This window comes from Arthrobacter sp. sptzw42 (assembly GCF_059089685.1).
This window is the reverse complement of sequence record NZ_JBNHEX010000001.1, coordinates 202,133-219,190: the sequence shown is the minus strand read 5'-3', so window position 1 is coordinate 219,190 and position 17,058 is coordinate 202,133. Positions and strand designations below refer to the sequence as shown.

Here is a 17,058-nt window from a genome sequence, read left to right as displayed (position 1 = left end):
GCCGCTTAGGCGGTTAGTCGTCCCCGCGGAGGATGGCCAGCAGGCGGATGATTTCCACATACAGCCACACGAGGGTGACGGTGAGGCCGAACGCGGCGGTCCAGGAGAAGCGCTGCGGGGCGCCGCTGCGGACGCCCGCCTCGATGCTGGTGAAGTCCATGATCAACGAGAAGGCAGCCAGGCCGATGGCGAGCAGGCCGATCAGGACACCCAGCGGGATACCGAAGATCTCTACGCTGGTGCGCAGGCCGAAGGGCTCCTGCACCGCACCGGTCATCATCATGACCATGTTGATCAGCGCAAAGACCGCGTAGCCGATGATCGCGATCATAAAGAACCGCATGGCCTTGGGTGTGGCCCGGACCTTGCCGCTCTTGAACAGCACAAGGGTCACCGCGAACACGGACAGTGTGCCGATCACTGCCTGCAGGCCGACGCCCGGGAACTGCGCGTCGAGAATACGGGTGAGGCCGCCGAGGAAGAGGCCCTCCAGTCCTGCATAGGCCAGGATAAGCGCCGGCGAGGGCTGCTTTTTGAAAGTGTTCACCAGGGCAAGAACGAAGCCGCCGAGTGCCCCGACAATCATCAGGAGCGCCGCAAGCCCCATGCTGACGAACATGGTAACGGCAGCGCCGGCTACCACGACGCCAAGGCAGGCAGCGGTCTTGACGATGACGTCGTCGAAGGTCATCCGGCCGGTGTCTGCCGGACCGGCTGCAGGCTGGTTGTACATCTGCTGCAGCTGTGCGTCAGTCATGGGCTGCTGTGCGTTCCAGCCCTGCTGACCATAGGGAGCCTGGCCGTACGGCTGCTGGCCGTAGGGAGCCTGGCCATACGGCTGCCGGCCGTAGGGAGCCTGGCCATAGGGAGCCTGCGGGACAGGCGGTGCCTGGGTGGCTCCACGGAAGCTTTTTCCGTTGAAGATCGGGTTGCCGCCAAGTGCCATTGCGGGATTCCTCCAATAGGGATGTGTTGTGAACCTTATGGTTTACGCTACCAATTTTCACGTGTTCGCACCGCTAAAAGTTCCCTCGACCGGCGGGTGCAACCCAACCGTGACGTCATCCGCCGCCCATGGTGCCGCACCGGCGTGTTCTGCCTCCGTGCTGCCGGCAAGGACACACCTCTGCTCAACAAAGGTTTTCCAACGCTTCCCCACCGCTCGGGCTCCCCAACAAAGCCCAGTTGTTACCTGATCGCTATCCTGACGCCGCTGATCACGGCATTTACAGGTACTTTCGGGCTGTAGCATAAGCCAAGCAGGGTGACGGACCTCACATACGTGACGGGTGCAAGGCCTTATGGCATCATCCCAGCCCTGCATCCGTTCGCAGCGGCTGCAATGGCGCAGCCGAGACCGCCCCCCAAGTGGAGGTTTATAATTTGAGAAGTACATCCCAAGGCCTGCCCGGCCGAGGACGCCGCAGGTTGCTGAGACTGATGGGAGCCATCAGCGCATCCATCCTGGCAATCCTCCTCGTGGCGGCCCCGGCATCCCAGGCCACTTCCCCCTCGCCGACACCATCCCCGTCGAATCAAACCTTCCAAAACAACATCAGCGGCTTCCTCCGGGATGATACCCGCGCTCCCCTGGCTGACGTAACCATCACCGCCAAGAGCGGTGACTTCACCGGCACCGCCAAGTCGTCCGCGAACGGGTCCTGGAGCATCGGCGTGCCGGAGCAGGGCACCTACACCGTGGAACTGGACGAATCCACCCTGCCGGAGGGCATCACTCTTGCCGAGGGCCAGGAAAATCCCCGCGAGGTCACCTTCAGCCAGACTTCCAACCTCTCGGTGATCTTTGCGTTCGGCAAAGGCATTGTGGTCCAGGAGCAGGACTTCGGGCAGAACCTCCTCAACCGCCTCGTCGCCGGCCTGAGCTTTGGCCTGCTCCTGGCACTGGCATCCGTAGGACTGTCACTCATCTTCGGCACGACGGGCCTGACAAACTTCGCCCACGGTGAGATGGTCACCCTCGGCGCCGTGCTGGTGTTTGCCTTCAACGCAATCGGACTTCCCTTCTGGCTGGCCGTCATCCTCTCACTGCTGGGCGGCGCGTTGTTCGGCTATGTCCAGGACCGCGGCCTGTGGCGGCCGCTGCGCCGCCGTGGCACGAGCCTGGTGCCGATGATGATCGTCAGCATCGGTCTCGCCCTTGCTGTCCGGTACGTCATCCAGTTCTTCTTCGGCGGCGCCACCCAGCAGCTGCCGTACGCCCAGAGCCCGGAAATCCAGCTCGGCCCGGTGTCCATCTCGCCCAATAACCTGTGGTCTCTCGGGATCAGCGCCGTGGTGATCGCCTTGATCGGCATCGTCCTGCTGAAAACGCGGCTGGGCAAAGCCACCCGTGCAGTAGCGGACAACCCCGCCCTCGCAGCTGCTTCAGGCATCGACGTCGACGGCGTGATCCGGCTCGTCTGGATCACCGGCGGCATGCTTGCCGCTCTTGGCGGCATCCTCTGGGCCTACTACCGCCCGGGCGTCACTTTCGACATGGGCTCGGCGATCCTGCTGCTGATCTTCGCCGGCGTCACCCTCGGCGGCCTTGGGACCGTCTTTGGTGCCCTGATCGGTTCGATCATTGTGGGCATCTTCGTGGAGCTGACCACCGTGTTTGGCCTCGCTGCCGACCTCAAGTACGTGGGAGCCCTGTTCATTATGATCGTTGTCCTCTTGTTCCGGCCGCAGGGAATCCTGGGCCGACGCGAGCGCGTGGGTTAGGAGACAGCCATGGACTTTGGATTTATTCTTGCCAGCGCCGCCGCGGAGATTTTCAGCCCGACGACGGCGGCCTACGCCCTGGCCGCGCTCGGCCTCGCCGTCCACTTCGGCTACTCCGGGCTGCTTAACTTCGGCCAAGCGGGTTTCATGGCCGTCGGGGCCTACGGCTTCGCGATCTCAACCCTTACCTTTGGCGTCCCGTTTTTTGTGGGCCTGCTGATCGCCGTCGTCGCCTCCGCCATCTTCGCGCTGCTGCTGGGCATCCCCACGCTGCGGCTGCGGGCCGACTACCTCGCCATCGTCACCATTGCAGCGGCAGAAATTGTCCGGTACATCGTGACCACCAACCAGCTCACTTCGGTCACCGGGTCCGCCAACGGCCTGGCAGCCTTCGAAGGAGGGTTCTACTCCATGAACCCCTTCCCTGAAGGCTCCTATTTCGGGATGAACAGCCGCGACTTCTTCATCCGCGTGGTGGCATGGGCGCTGGTCATCCTGTGCTGCACGCTCGTATGGCTGCTCATGCGCAGCCCCTGGGGCCGGGTACTCAAAGGCATCCGCGAAGACGAAAACGCCGTACGCTCACTGGGCAAGAACGTCTACGCCTACAAGATGCAGGCCCTCATTATCGGTGGTGTGCTGGGCGCCCTCGCCGGCATGGTCTTCACCCTCCCCCGCGGATCGGTGCAGCCGGCAAACTACGGAACGGAACTGACGTTCTTCCTCTACACCTGCCTCCTGCTCGGCGGCATGGCCACCGTCCTCGGGCCTGTGATTGGCGCCATGATTTTCTGGGTGGTCCTTTCCCTGACCCAGGGCATCCTGTACGGCCTGATCGAGTCAGGAGCCGTCACGTGGCTGAACACTGTTCAGGCGGGGCAGCTGCGGTACATCCTGGTTGGCATAGCCCTCATGCTGTTGATGATCTTCAGGCCGCAGGGCGTCTTCGGAAACAAAAAGGAGCTGGCGTTCGCATGAGCAAGCACAGCGAAAAAACCACCACCACCGGTGCCGGTGAACATGACTACATGACCGATACCCGTCCCATAGCCGCCGGTGAAACCGGCCCCGGCTGCAAGAAGCGGGACCCTATCGTCGTCGCCGAGAACGTGACCCGGAGCTTTGGCGGCATCAATGCAGTGGACGTCGACTACCTGGAGATTCCCCGCCATAAGATCACGGCCCTGATCGGTCCCAACGGAGCCGGCAAGACCACTTTGTTCAACCTGCTGACCGGTTTCGATTCGCCGAACAGCGGCAAATGGCAGTTCGAAGGCCAAAGCCTGGCCGGGGTGTCCCCCTACAAGGTTGCCCGGATGGGGATGGTGCGCACGTTCCAGCTCACCAAGGTCATGGGCAAACTCACGGTCATGGAGAACATGCGGTTGGGAGCGGCGAACCAGCCCGGTGAGAGCCTCGCCAAGGCACTCTTCAAAGGCATCTGGGGCGGCCGGGAGAAACAGATCACCCAGGAGGCGAACGTCCTGCTGGAGAAATTCAAGCTCGACGCCAAGAAGGACGACTACGCCGCTTCCCTTTCCGGAGGCCAGCGCAAGCTCCTGGAGATGGCCCGGTCCCTGATGGTGCGACCCAAACTGGTGATGCTTGATGAACCCATGGCCGGCGTCAACCCGGCGTTGACGCAGTCCCTGCTCGATCACATCAAGAACCTCAAAGCCGAGGGCATGACGGTATTGTTCGTTGAACACGACATGCACATGGTCCGGCACATTGCCGACTGGGTAGTGGTCATGGCCGAGGGCAAGGTGGTTGCGGAAGGACCGCCAGGGGAAGTGATGAAGAACCCCGCGGTCATCGACGCTTACCTCGGTGCGCACCATGACGTGGACCTGGGTGACTCCGAAGGCTTCAAGGAACTCGCGGCCGAACTGGTGGCCGACGAAGAATCCATTGTCGGAACAGAGAACGCGGGCATCATCTCCGTCGACGTTCTGGCCGCCGAGGGCAGCAACCCTGCCCGCAGCGGGGAAGGCCAGCCCCAGCGCGACGAACCCCACGGCCGCCACGGAAGCACCGAGACCGGCACCACAGAGAAGGACACCCAATGAGCAGCACCAGCGCGGCACCGGCCGCCCAGCCCGTGACGGAAGGCGACTCGGTGGTCAAGGTCACCGACCTGGTGGCCGGTTACCTCCCCGGGGTCAACATCCTGAACGGCTGCAGCATCGAGGCCCGCAAAGGCGAACTGATCGGCATCATCGGCCCCAACGGAGCCGGCAAGTCCACGCTGCTGAAAGCAATGTTTGGGCTGGTCAAGGTCCATTCGGGCACCGTGGTTGTCCGAGGCCAGGACATCACCGGGCTGAAGGCGAACAAGCTGGTGAGCCGTGGTGTTGGTTTCGTCCCGCAAACCAACAACGTGTTCGCCACCCTTACCATCGAGGAAAACCTGCAGATGGGCATGTTCCAGCGACCCAAGGACTTCGCCCAGCGGTTCGACTTCGTCACCAGCCTTTTTCCTGAGCTCGGGAAGCGCCGCGCCCAGCGCGCCGGATCCCTCTCGGGCGGCGAGCGGCAGATGGTGGCGATGGGACGGGCACTGATGATGGATCCGGCGGTGCTGTTGCTTGACGAGCCGTCCGCGGGACTTTCCCCCGTCAAGCAGGATGAAACCTTCCTGCGCGTCCACGAGATTAACCGGGCCGGAGTCTCCGTAATCATGGTGGAACAGAACGCCCGCCGTTGCCTTCAGATCTGCGACCGCGGCTACGTCCTGGACCAAGGCCGGGATGCCTACACCGGCACCGGCCGTGAACTGATGAAGGACCCGAAGGTCATCCAGCTCTACCTGGGCACGCTGGCCGATACCGTCGAATAACAGCAAGCCAACAAAGAGCCCCTGTCCGGCAGGACAGGGGCTCTTTGGTGTTTACGAGTGGGGCATTACAGCTTGCCGAACTCCGACTGGAGGGGCTTGAGCTTGTTCTCATTGGTGTACTCGTAGATGCCGATGTAGGCCTCGGTGGGGTCACCGGCGTCCGAGAACGTTACGGGGCCGGACTGGCCGTCGTAATCGATATCCTTGCCTTCGCGAAGCAGGGTAACGCAGGAGGCGAAGCTGGTGCATTTCTCACCCGACTCCGAAACTGCCTTGAGCTGCTTGGAAATTTCAACACCACTGGTGCTGCCTGCTGCCTCGGATGCCAGTGCGATCAGGTTCACGGCGTCATAGGATTCGCCGCCGTAGGTGAAGTCCTTCAGCGCCGGATCGATTTCGAGCAGCTTCTTGGTGAAGCTTTCATTGGCGAAGGTTCCCGGGAAGGTGCCATGGGCGCCTTCCATGGTGCCGGGCTGGAAGTCCTTGCTGTAGTCCGAGGTGTTGCCGTCCACCAGGAACATCTGGTTGGCCTTCACACCCTTGCCCGTCATTAGCGGCACGATGCTCTTGGCCTGGTCAAAGGTGATCAGGGCGATGGCATCCGGCTTTGCCGCAATAACTTTGTCCACCTGGCTGCTGAACTGGGTGTCGCCCTCGTTGAAGAGCTCCTCCGCCACCACCTTGCCGCCGGCCGACTCGAAAGCTGCCTTGATGTTGGTCGCCAGCCCTGTGCCGTAGGCGTCGTTCAGGACGATCATGCCCACGGTCTGGGCACCGCAGGTGGCCATGTAATTGCCCAGGACCTTGCCTTGGAGGACATCCGAGGGTGCGGTGCGCCAGTACAGGCCCTTGTCGTCCCAGGTGGTGAAGTCCGGTGAAGTGTTGGCGGGTGAGAACTGGAGCACGCCGGCGCCCGTGATCTGGTTGATGACCGTCTTGGAAACACCGGAGGAGGCTGCACCGATGATGGCGTTGACCCCTTGGCCGAGCAAGGCGGAGGTGGACTGGGTTGCGATATCCGTCTTGGTGTCGCCCGAGTCGCGGTGGATCACTTCCACAGGCTTGCCGAGGACGCCGCCGGCATCATTGACTTCCTTGACGCCGAGGTTGACACCGGCAATTTCAGGTGGGCCAAGGTACGCCAGCGAACCGGTGGTGGGCAGCAGGGAACCGAGTTTGAGTGGGGTTTCGGTTGTGCCTTTGGACGGCGGGACGGCGCCACCGGCGCCGGTGGCCTGGGCGGTGCTTCCGCCGGTGGAGCCGGGTGCCGGGCACGCAATTCCTGCCGCTGACCCGGTGGCGGTCTCGGACGCCGTGGGTGTGGACGAACCGCCGCAAGCCGTTGCCATAAAGGCGACGCCGATGCCAAGCGCTGTCAGCTTGGCAACACGGGTTCCCGCCTGGGGGAATGAAGTCATTTACAAGCTCCTCGATCTAAAGGTGCAAACGGCCTTTGACACGAAAAATCAGGTGTTCCTGATTTAGTTTTCAAGCTAATGCATATGCACAGGGAAGATAAGTGAGAGAGGTCACATCCTTATAACAGTCGTTGCATATGTGGAATTAAACGGAAGAAGCCGCCCGCAGTGCGGACGGCTTCTTCTTCTGACGGCTGCTGCGGCCGGTTTCGCCACGTACCCCAGGTGGGACTCGAACCCACAACACGCGGATTTTAAGTCCGCTGCCTCTGCCAATTGGGCTACTGGGGCAACGGCTCAATGGTATCCCGTCAGAGGCGCGAGAACGGTGCGGCATACCGGAACGTCCCGCGGACGCCGCCCGGCCACAGCGCGAGCGGCAGCAGCTGGAAGTTGTCGCCCCATTCGTCCTCGGGCGGAAGCACGCCCAGCGATGCGGCCGGGACAAAGCCGAAGCGGGAGTAGTAGTCAGGGCTTCCGAGCAAGGCGATGCCGACCTCCCCCGCTGCGTTTGCCCTGACGATGCTCTCCGTGATCAGGGCCGAACCAATGCCGTGCCTCTGGAGCCGCGGAGTGACTCCGATGGGGCCAAGGCCCAGGAGTTCCTGGCGGCCCACCCATCCGCGGGTGCTGATGACGTGCCCCACCACCTCGCCGTCAAGCACCGCCACCACACTAAGAGCCGGGAGGTACTCTTCGGCGTCAAAAAGCGCCCGGAGCACACTGACCTCAACCGGCTCCCCTTCCGCCGGCAGGCCGGTGGCAGGCGGGACGGCGAACGCCTCCGCTGTCAGTGCAAGGATCGCATCCCGGTCCTCCGGTGTCTCCCCGCGCAGCAGGAGTTCGGGACGCGGCATCTGCCCGCCCTCCCCCACTTGGGCGCTTTGCCCGGCGAGTTCCGACAGCACCTCAAGGGCGCGGGGCGCATCGCCAACCGGCACGAGCAGGTGGTCATGGTGCAGGCCGGCAAGGACATTGCAGCTGATCCTGGCATCCGTGAGGGCCTTACTGACGGCGGCAGTGAGTCCCACGGCTTCCAGTGAGGAGTGGATCTGCAAGGTGATCCAGGCGGCCACGAACCCGTAGGACAAGCCTTCACGGTCCGCCAGCTCCCGGGGCAGAACCACGGCGAGGCCTTCAGCTTCCCGCACCGCAGCTTCGATCGCGGGCACGAGCGGCCGGTTGTGCGGCCACAGCACGTAGACATACTCACCCGGGCGCTGGTTTGGCTGCATCCCGGACAACAGGGCCTGGAGATTCTTCTCGCCAGTCATGCTGCCCAGTCTAGAAGCCCACCTCCGGCGCTGCAGGCGTCCGCCGGGCTGGCGCTCGAGGCTGACGCTGCCGGGAAAACGCCAACGGCGGCCATCCCCCAAAGGGACAGCCGCCGTCGTGCGCGCTAGGGCAGGGCCGGCCTACTTGATGCTGGCCGGGACCGCTTCCGTCTTGGTGGTGGCGGTGGAACCCGAGCCGCGGGTTACCGGGGCAGGAGCGTCCGCAGCGGGCGCGGCAGCTGGCTTGGGGGCCGGGGTGGCCGCTGCCACGAAGGCACCGCGCGGGTTGTCCAGGTCCATCAGCTGCGTGGTGTCGCGGCCTGCGAAGAAGCTCAAAATCCAGTTAAGGATCACGCGGAACTTGCGCTCGAACGTGGGCATCGCCAGGCCGTGGTAGCCGCGGTGCGCCAGCCAGGCGAGACCGCCCTTGAGTCCGATGCTGCCAACAAGGTTGATGTTGGCAACACCCTTCCACTGACCGAAGCCTGCAACAGCACCGAGGTTCTTGTGCTTGTAGTCCTTCAGCGGCTTGTCCCAGCGGGAGGCCCACAGGTTCTTGGCGAGGCGCTTGGCCTGGCGGAGCGCGTGCTGGGCGTTGGGGACGCAGGTACCGTCCGGCAGGCCCTTGCCGGTGAGGTCCGGCACCGCGGCGATGTCGCCGGCTGCCCAGGCATTGTCGATGATGCCTTCATCGCCGGCCACGCGGAGGTCCGGGAGGACGCGGACGCGGCCGCGGGGCTCCAGCGGGAAGTCGGTGGAGCGGACAATGGGGTTGGCCTGCACGCCGGCGGTCCACACGAGGGTGTCCGTTTCGAACTCCTGGGCAGGGGTCTTGTCCGGCAGGTTGATGAGCTTAAGGCTGCCCTCGGCGTTGTCCAGGGAGGTGTTGAGGAGTACCTCGATGCCGCGGCTGCGGAGGTGCTCCACAACCCACTCCGCCTGCTTGGCGGTGACTTCGGGCATGATCCGGCCCATGGCTTCAACCAGGACGAAGCGGACTTCCTCCTGCTTGATGCGCGGGTTGTCCCGGACTGCGGCGCGGGCGAGGTCTTCCATCTCCGTGATGCACTCGATGCCGGCGAATCCGCCACCCACCACTACGAAGGTGAGGGCCTTGGCGCGGGCAGCGGGATCGGTCATGGTGGAGGCAACTTCAATGCGCTCCAGGACCTTGTTGCGGAGGGCAACAGCTTCCTCGATGGTCTTCAGGCCGATGCCCTTGTCCGCGAGGCCCTTGATGGGGAACGTACGGGTGATGGCACCTGCGGCCATGACGACGTCGAAGTAGGGCACCTCAAAGTGCGCGCCGCCGCCCGCGGGAGCCACCACGGCCGTGCGGTTGGTGTGGTCGATCGAGGTCACGCGGCCCTGGATCAGTTCGGTCTGCTTGAGGTGCTGGCGGTGGGAGACCACAGCGTGGCGCGCCTCGATGTTGCCGCCGGCCACCTCGGGCAGGAACGGCTGGTAGGTCATGTAGGGCAGTGGATCCACGAGGGTGACGATGCCACCGGCATTCGCGATCTTCTTCTGCAGTTTGAGTGCTACGTACAGGCCGACGTACCCGCCGCCGACGACGAGTACCCTGGGACGGTCCTGGAGCTCTGGGGTGGTTGCCATAGCACAAGGATACAGCAGTTTGTGAAAATCTTCACTAACTGCCCGGACGTTGCAATGTTCAGGTTTTCCGGCCGGAGTCCACCGTGTCCATCGCATCTGTGTCCGGTTCCTCCGCCGGCCCCGCCGGCCTTCCCGCCGCCCGGCGAAGCTGGATGACCGCCGCCGCGATGATCGCCACGAACAACAGGCTGAAACCGATCACGACGGCGCCGCCGAGTGCACTGTCCCGCCGGGAAGGCGGCTCGGCCGCAGGTACAGTTGCCTCCGGCAAGGTGGGCACTGCACTTGGTGCTTCAGTGGTGGGAAGCGGCGCGGGGGTGGCAAAGTTGCCACGCCGGTGGACACGGATCCATTCGGCGATGGAGCCGAGCGGGTTTGCCTCCGCCTCGGGCACGTCGTCCTTCAGGGCCGCCTCCGCGTTGAGCACCCCGTAGCCGTAGAGCGGGTCTCTGCCCGGTGCTCCGGCGTCCTTTGCGGTGGTAACAATCCGGTTGATGACCTGTTCGGCGCTCATAGCCGGCCATTTGGAACGGATCAGTGCCGCAACGCCGGCAACGATGGGCGTCGAGCCCGAGGTTCCCGCCCACTCGGCGTAGCTGCCTCCGGGCACCCCGCCCAGCAGGTTTTCCGCCGGCGCCGCGACGCCGATGCTGATGCCCTGGGAGGATGCGTCAACGCTGGCCGCACCCTTGCGGTCCAGGCCTGCGACCGTCAGGACGCCAGGGATGGTAGCCGGCGCGCCCACTTGAATGTTGCCGCCCACCCGGTTGCCGGCGGCGGCCACAATGACCACGTCTTTCTGCTCGGCGTAGAGGAAGGCCGCGTCCCAGCTTTGCGGCCACTGCGGAGTGGTGCTGCCCAGGGAGATGTTGATGACCCTCGCCCCGTTGTCTACCGCCCAGCGGACGGCTTCAGGGATCTGGTCCTGGTCGCTTTTGCCCGAAGGGTTCGGCGAGCCCAGCCAGGTGGAGACAGCGAGGATTTGGGCTTCGGGGGCCACACCCACGATTCCATCCGGGGGAAGGGCTGCGGGACCGGGCGACGGCGAGGCGGTGGCGTCGGCAGGCTGGTGGCCGCGTCCTGCAAGCATGGTGGCCACCAGTGTGCCGTGTTCCGTCTTGGAGCCCACGCCTTTCTGGCCGTTGGGCTGTCCGGAACCGGAGGCGTCATAGCCGCTAGCGACGGCTCCCTTGAGGTCCGGATGCTGGGCGTCAACCCCGCTGTCGATCACCGCCACCTTGACCCCGGCGCCCTTGGAGACCTCCCAGGCCTTGGTGATGCCGGACTCGGCGAGCCAGTACTGTTTGTCGCGCCATTCGTCGGCTTGTGCGGCTGGGGCAGTGGCGAGGCCGGCGGCGAGGCAACCGCCGGCAAGGACCAGGGCGAGCAGGGCTGCCCCGGCCCGTCCGAGCGGCAGCCTCATTACGGCAGTGTGGATCCGCATGGGCCGTCAGCCAATGCTCAGGGCTATGCCGTCGAGGATGTCGTGTTCGCTTGCTGTGGCTGTTGCAATGCGTCCGCCGGTTAGCCCGGCCAGCTGTTCGAGAATCCGGCCCCAAACCAGTCCCCCTGCGCCGATGACGTCCACCCGGCCCGGGTGCATGTAGGGCAGGGCGGCGCGGTCCGAACGCGTCATATTCAGGAGGTCGGCCGAAGCCGCGCGGACGGTGTCCAGGGACAGCTCGGTGCCGTGGATGGCGTCCGGCGAATATTCCGGCAGGCGGAGGGCATGGGCGGTGATGGTGGTGATGGAACCAGCAACGCCGACGACGGCGGTGGCCCGTTCCAGGGGCACGTCCTGGCGGGCGCGGGCGATGGCTGAGTCCACGTCGGCTATCGCGGCGGCTATCTGTTCAGCGGTGGGCGGGTCCTGCCGCAGGTGCCGTTCGGTCAGGCGCACGCACCCGATGTCCACTGACCTGGCTGCGGTCACGCCGGCGGCCGTGCCGAGGACGAACTCGGTGCTTCCGCCGCCCAGGTCAATCACCAACACCTCCTGGCCATCAAGGACAGGCAGCACGCTGCTGGCTCCGGCAAAAGACAGCGCGGCTTCCTCGTCGCCGGAGATCACCTCAGGTTCCACGCCCAGCAGGTCCCGGACGCCGTCCACGAAGACGTCCCGGTTCTTCGCGTCCCGGCTCGCGGAGGTGGCAACAAAGCGCACCTTCCCGGCGCAGTGTTCCTGGATGAGGCGGGCGTAGTCAGCGGTGGCCGCAAACGTGCGTTCCAGGGCTTCCGGGGCCAACTCACCGGTGGCGTCCACCCCCTGGCCCAGCCGAACCACCCGCATCTCGCGCACGATGTCTTTGAGCCCGGCAGTTGGGTTGCTGCGGTCGATATCCGCGATCAGGAGGCGGATGGAGTTAGTACCGCAATCGATGGCGGCAACGCGCGTCATTTCCCAGCTCCTGCGGTCCCGGAGGTCTTCCGGACGGGTGCGGGCCGGCCCACGATGTCCGGCAGGCCCTGCGGTCCGTGCCGGCTGAGGTCCCTGGACGGGGCTTCCCCTGTGGTGTCCCAGGCGCCGTCGCAGTAGCACCTGTCCGCGGTCCACCACTCGCTGATTGCATTGATGGCGCGGTCCCCCAGCGGATTCACTCCCGGACCGGCCGCGAGGGACTGGCCCACCAGAACATGCAGGCACTTGACGCGGGTGGGCATGCCGCCGGCGGATATCCCGTCGATCTCGGGGACAGCTCCGATGCCGGAGCGTTCACCGATGGCCGCACGCGCAGCCAGGTAGGCCTCGTGGGCTGAGCGGTAGGCAGCGGCCAGGTCCTCGTCACCTGCCAGTTGCTCATTCATTTCGTTCATCACTCCGGCTGCTTCCAGACGGGAAACCGCAGAGGTAATGACCGGATGGGTCAAGTAGAAGGTGGTGGGAAACGGGGTCCCGTTGCCGAGCCGTGGAGCGGTGGCGGCCACCAGGGGGTTGCCGCAGACGCAGCGGGCGGGAATCTCGACGACGTCCCGGACCGGCCGGCCCAGCTGGCGGCTCAGTACTTCCAGGTCTCGTGCTGATGGCTGGCGGGATTCGTCCCGGGCGGCTGCCGTGTTAAGTTCCACTGTCGCGGGCCGTCCTTCCTTTTGCGGTTCAGTCTGTGGCCGCGCGCGTGATCGACTCCCACAGGGAATCCACCCACGGCAGATCGGCGGGGTCTTGTGCTGCTGCACCGGTGTGGCCGCTGTTGTCTCCGGCCGGCAAATCGCTGCCGAAGACCCAGTAGCCGGTTTCGCCCGGCATAACCATGTTAATGCGGTCGCGGGCCTGCTGTTTCACGTAGTTGGGGTCCTTCCAGCGGGAAACCTGCTGCCGCAGGCTGTCGCCTTCGGCCTCACGGGCGGCGATGTCCGCATTGAGGGCTTCGATCTCAGCCCTTTTGTCGAAGAAGATCTTGACGGTGGGCGCCAGCATGATGGTGATGGCAATCATGACCACTGCCAGCGCGAGCATCCGTCCGGAAAACGCCTTCGCTGGTACTGGCTGCTGGTCTTCACCTGTTTCAGTGCCGGCAGCCGGGGACTTGCTTCGGGCGCTGCTGCCCTTCCCGCCGCCCGCAGGCGCAGTTCCGCCGTGTGGCCCCGGGGCATCCCTGGAGCCGGATGTATGGCCGGCCGCTGCCTTGCCTGGTCCAGGGGTTGCGGCTTTCGGCCCGGCGGCGCCGGTGGCAGGCTTTTCCTTGGCGGAACCGAAGGGCGCCCGAATGACGTCGGCGTCGGCCATTTCCTGGCTCGACAGCGCTCCCGGGCGGGAAGAGGCGACCTTTGGAACTTTGGGACGGCGGGTAGCCATGACACTCCTGAAACGCGCAGCCTGCCGGGGCCGCCACTAGCTGGGCTGAAACTAATACTGCCGAAACAACAACGGTGGCTATGGTCTTTCAACCATAGCCACCGCCTCGTCGGTTATGCGGCTACTAGCCCTTGAAACGCGGGAAGGCGCTGCGGCCGGCGTAGCGTGCGGCGTCATCGAGTTCCTCTTCGATGCGCAGCAGCTGGTTGTACTTGGCAACACGCTCGGAGCGGGCCGGGGCGCCGGTCTTGATCTGGCCGGCGTTGGTGGCCACCGAGATGTCGGCGATGGTGGTGTCCTCGGTTTCGCCGGAGCGGTGCGAGGTGATGGTGGTGTAGCCGGCGCGCTGGGCCAGGCTGACGGCGTCGAGCGTTTCGGTGAGCGAACCGATCTGGTTCACCTTGACCAGCAGGGAGTTGGCGGTCTTGGTGTCGATGCCGCGCTGCAGGATGGCCGGGTTGGTGACGAAGAGGTCATCACCCACCAGCTGGACCTTGTCGCCGATGGAGTCGGTGAGGGTCTTCCAGCCGTCCCAGTCGTTTTCGTCCAGCGGGTCTTCGATGGAAACCAGCGGGTAGTCGGCCACGAGTTCGGTGTAGTAGGCGCTCATCTCGGCGGAGGTCAGTGCCTTGCCTTCGAACTGGTAGGCGCCGTCGGTGAAGAACTCGGAGGAGGCGACGTCCAGGGCCAGTGCGATGTCCTTGCCCGGGGTGTAGCCGGCGTTCTTGATGGCTTCCTGGATCAGGTCAAGTGCTGCCCGGTTGGAGGGCAGGTTCGGGGCGAAGCCGCCTTCGTCGCCCAGGCCGGTGGCGAGGCCCTTTTCCTTCAGGACGGCCTTGAGGGCGTGGTAGACCTCAACGCCCCAGCGCAGGCCCTCGGAGAAGGTTTCGGCACCCAGCGGGACAACCATGAATTCCTGGATGTCGACGTCGGAATCGGCGTGCGAGCCGCCGTTGAGGATGTTCATCAGCGGGACCGGCAGTACGTGAGCGTTCGGGCCGCCCAGGTACTTGTACAGCGGCAGGTCAGCGGAGGCGGCGGCTGCGTTGGCGACGGCGAGGGAGACGCCCAGGATGGCGTTGGCGCCCAGCTTGCCCTTGTTCGGCGTGCCGTCCAGGTCCAGCATGGCCTGGTCGATGCTGCGCTGGTCCGTGGCGTCGAAGCCGGTCAGGGCCGGTGCGATCTGGTCGATGATGGCGTCAACAGCCTTCTGGACGCCCTTGCCAAGGTAACGGCCCTTGTCACCGTCACGCAGCTCAACGGCTTCGTGCTCGCCGGTGGAAGCACCGGAGGGAACTGCTGCGCGGCCGATCTGGCCGTCTGAGAGCAGTACTTCAACTTCTACTGTGGGGTTGCCGCGGGAATCGAGGATTTCGCGGGCGTGGATGGCATCGATAAGCGCCATGAATTTGCTCCTTATGGGCGATTAACGGGGAAAATGCAGCTGAAAACTCGACGTACTCGTCACGGACCAGCGTAGTCGAGAGTGCTCCGGGTTACGGAAACCTATCCAGCCCCCGGACGTCATGATGGTGCGGTTATAACTCCTGCTGCTGCCCGGGGACGCGTTGCTGGTAGTTCCGCACCGCACCGCGCAGGGCACGCTCGGCGTCCAACCCGCCGGCATGGGCGGACTGTACGACGGCGAGCAGCAGCTCGCCCAGCTCGTCCTCGGACGCGAAGGCGGGAACTTCCACGGATGGTTGAGCCTGTGGAAGCCCTGCCCGCGCGGCCCGGTCGATGGACTTTTGCGTCCGGGCCAGCGCGGGGAGCGCCAACGGGATGCCCTCGAACGGGTCATGCCGGTCCGGCCGCTCTGCCCGCTTCACCGCGTCCCACTTCTGCACGATCTCTTCAACCGTGGCCGGAAAGCTGTCCTGCAGGGAGCCGTCGGGGCGGAAGACATGCGGGTTCCGGCGGATCATCTTGGCGCTCAGGCCGCGTGCGACGTCCTCGAAGGTGAAGGATCCGCGCTCCTCGGCAAGCCGGGCGTGCAGGACCACCTGAAGCAGTACGTCGCCCAGCTCGCCGCGGAGTTCGGCGTCGTCAATGTCTTTGCCCGTCCCGGCTTCAATGGTTTCCGCCACCTCGTAGGCCTCCTCAAGGAGGTACTCCACCAGGGATTCATGGGTCAGCGCGCCCATCCACGGGCAGTGCTCGCGCAGGGCGGCAATCTGCCCCAGCAGCTTCCCCAGTGGCTCCCCGGTCGGGGCGCTGCCCGAATCCGGGCTGTCAGCCAAGGTTTGCGTAGGCGTCGTTGATGTACTCCACCAATGCTTCCTTTTCCTCAAGGGGCAGGAAGGATGCTTCGGCGGCGTTCAGGGTCAGCTCCAGCAGGTCATCGAGGTCGTAGTCGAAGGTTTCCACCAGGAGGTCGAACTCGTCGGTCAGGGTGACACCGCTCATCAGCCGGTTGTCGGTGTTGATGGTGACGTTGAAGCCGAGCTGGTAGAGCATGTCCAGCGGGTGGCTCTCGATGCCCTCGCCGAACCCGGCGATGGCACCGGTTTGAAGGTTGGACGACGGGCAGACCTCGAGGGCGATGCCACGGTCACGGACCCAGCTGGACAGGTCCCCGAGGGTCACCAGTCCGATGGTGTCCTCGGTCCCGTCATCGTCGTCGAACTCCACGGTGATGTCCTCGGCGATCCTGACGCCGTGTCCCAGCCGCAGCGCCCGGCCGTCCACCAGGGCGGACTGGATGCTCTCCAGTCCGGCCGCCTCCCCGGCGTGCACCGTGGCCGGGAAGTTCTGCTGGGCGAGGTAGGTGAAGGCGTCCTTGAAGCGGGAGGGCAGGAAGCCGTCTTCGGCTCCGGCGATGTCGAAGCCCACTGCGCCCTTGTTGCGGTGGCGGACGGCGAGTTCGGCGATTTCCTGGCCGCGGTCCGCGTGGCGCATGGCGGTGATCAGCTGGCCCACCTGGATTTCGCGGCCCGTCTCCCCCACGGCCTCGACTCCTGCCTCAAGGCCTTCCTGCACCGCTTCAACGGCTTCGTCCAGGGTGAGGCCCTTCTGCAGGTGCTGTTCGGGCGCCCACCGCACTTCGCCGTACACCACGCCGTCGTCAGCGAGGTCCTCGACGAACTCCTTGGCCACGCGGAAGAGCCCTTCCGCGGTCTGCATGACGGCAACAGTGTGGTCAAAGGTCTCAAGATAACGGACCAGGGATCCGGAGTCCGCGGACTCCCGGAACCATTGGCCGAGCGCGACGGGGTCAGTCGACGGGAGGGTGTGGCCGACTGCCTCGGCCAGTTCGATGATGGTGGCCGGACGGAGTCCTCCGTCCATGTGGTCGTGAAGTGAAACCTTGGGCAGGTTCTTCAGGTCAAAATCGATGGCAGGGGCAGCGTCAACAATAGGCTCAGTCACGTACCCCACCTTAGGGTGGGCGGC

15 protein-coding genes and 1 tRNA gene are annotated in these 17,058 nt (G+C 64.9%); 4 read left to right on the top strand and 12 right to left on the bottom strand.

The features are described from left to right. Nucleotides 1-13: 13 nt before the first annotated feature. Nucleotides 14-946, bottom strand: a complete 933-nt coding sequence (locus AC5RT4_RS01015; RefSeq protein ID WP_494104608.1) for a Bax inhibitor-1/YccA family protein — start codon at nt 944-946, stop codon at nt 14-16. A 494-nt stretch (nt 947-1,440) separates the two neighbouring features. Between AC5RT4_RS01015 and AC5RT4_RS01010 the strand changes: the two genes are divergently transcribed. From AC5RT4_RS01010 to AC5RT4_RS00995, 4 genes are read left to right on the top strand one after another with little or no spacing between them, the layout of a single operon-like run. Continuing rightward, nucleotides 1,441-2,724 carry a branched-chain amino acid ABC transporter permease gene (locus AC5RT4_RS01010; RefSeq protein WP_494041058.1) on the top strand — a complete coding sequence of 428 codons (1,284 nt, stop codon included), beginning with the start codon at nt 1,441-1,443 and terminating at the stop codon, nt 2,722-2,724. A 9-nt stretch (nt 2,725-2,733) separates the two neighbouring features. Further along, entirely contained in the window at nt 2,734-3,702 is a 969-nt protein-coding gene (locus AC5RT4_RS01005) for a branched-chain amino acid ABC transporter permease (RefSeq protein WP_494041059.1), read from the top strand. After that, nucleotides 3,699-4,793: an ABC transporter ATP-binding protein gene (locus AC5RT4_RS01000; protein WP_494104607.1), complete on the top strand. Its 1,095-nt coding sequence runs from the start codon at nt 3,699-3,701 to the stop codon at nt 4,791-4,793. Before AC5RT4_RS01005 ends, AC5RT4_RS01000 begins: the two co-directional genes overlap by 4 nt. After that, nucleotides 4,790-5,563 carry an ABC transporter ATP-binding protein gene (locus AC5RT4_RS00995; protein ID WP_494041061.1) on the top strand — a complete coding sequence of 258 codons (774 nt, stop codon included), beginning with the start codon at nt 4,790-4,792 and terminating at the stop codon, nt 5,561-5,563. The genes AC5RT4_RS01000 and AC5RT4_RS00995 overlap by 4 nt, the downstream gene beginning before the upstream one ends. Nucleotides 5,564-5,628: 65 nt before the next feature. Here the strand turns inward: AC5RT4_RS00995 and AC5RT4_RS00990 are convergent, their stop codons facing one another. From AC5RT4_RS00990 to AC5RT4_RS00940, 11 genes are all read right to left on the bottom strand, one after another. Then, on the bottom strand, nt 5,629-6,981 hold the full coding sequence (locus AC5RT4_RS00990; RefSeq protein WP_494104606.1) for an ABC transporter substrate-binding protein: 1,353 nt from the start codon (nt 6,979-6,981) through the stop codon (nt 5,629-5,631). Between the two features lie 217 nt (nt 6,982-7,198). Then, nucleotides 7,199-7,272, bottom strand: a tRNA-Leu gene (locus AC5RT4_RS00985). Nucleotides 7,273-7,292: 20 nt separating this feature from the next. Continuing rightward, on the bottom strand, nt 7,293-8,255 hold the full coding sequence (locus AC5RT4_RS00980) for an N-acetyltransferase (protein ID WP_494104605.1): 963 nt from the start codon (nt 8,253-8,255) through the stop codon (nt 7,293-7,295). 141 nt (nt 8,256-8,396) lie between these two features. Beyond that, the gene (locus AC5RT4_RS00975; protein ID WP_494104604.1) at nt 8,397-9,872 is read right to left on the bottom strand and encodes an NAD(P)/FAD-dependent oxidoreductase; all 1,476 of its coding nucleotides are present in this window, start codon (nt 9,870-9,872) and stop codon (nt 8,397-8,399) included. 58 nt (nt 9,873-9,930) lie between these two features. Next, entirely contained in the window at nt 9,931-11,295 is a 1,365-nt protein-coding gene (locus AC5RT4_RS00970) for a S8 family serine peptidase (protein WP_494104603.1), read from the bottom strand. Nucleotides 11,296-11,322: 27 nt separating this feature from the next. Beyond that, a complete protein-coding gene (locus tag AC5RT4_RS00965; protein ID WP_494104602.1) occupies nt 11,323-12,270 on the bottom strand; it encodes a Ppx/GppA phosphatase family protein in 948 nt (315 codons plus the stop codon). Continuing rightward, nucleotides 12,267-12,938 carry a DUF501 domain-containing protein gene (locus AC5RT4_RS00960; protein WP_494104601.1) on the bottom strand — a complete coding sequence of 224 codons (672 nt, stop codon included), beginning with the start codon at nt 12,936-12,938 and terminating at the stop codon, nt 12,267-12,269. The genes AC5RT4_RS00965 and AC5RT4_RS00960 overlap by 4 nt, the downstream gene beginning before the upstream one ends. 28 nt (nt 12,939-12,966) lie before the next feature. Then, on the bottom strand, nt 12,967-13,665 hold the full coding sequence (locus AC5RT4_RS00955; RefSeq protein WP_494104600.1) for an FtsB family cell division protein: 699 nt from the start codon (nt 13,663-13,665) through the stop codon (nt 12,967-12,969). 124 nt (nt 13,666-13,789) lie between these two features. Continuing rightward, a complete protein-coding gene (eno, locus tag AC5RT4_RS00950) occupies nt 13,790-15,070 on the bottom strand; it encodes a phosphopyruvate hydratase (protein WP_307095956.1) in 1,281 nt (426 codons plus the stop codon). A 133-nt stretch (nt 15,071-15,203) separates the two neighbouring features. Next, complete coding sequence (locus AC5RT4_RS00945; protein WP_494104731.1) at nt 15,204-15,809, bottom strand: MazG nucleotide pyrophosphohydrolase domain-containing protein; 606 nt, start codon at nt 15,807-15,809, stop codon at nt 15,204-15,206. A gap of 88 nt (nt 15,810-15,897) precedes the next feature. Next, on the bottom strand, nt 15,898-17,034 hold the full coding sequence (locus AC5RT4_RS00940; RefSeq protein ID WP_494104599.1) for an adenosine deaminase: 1,137 nt from the start codon (nt 17,032-17,034) through the stop codon (nt 15,898-15,900). Nucleotides 17,035-17,058: the final 24 nt, after the last annotated feature.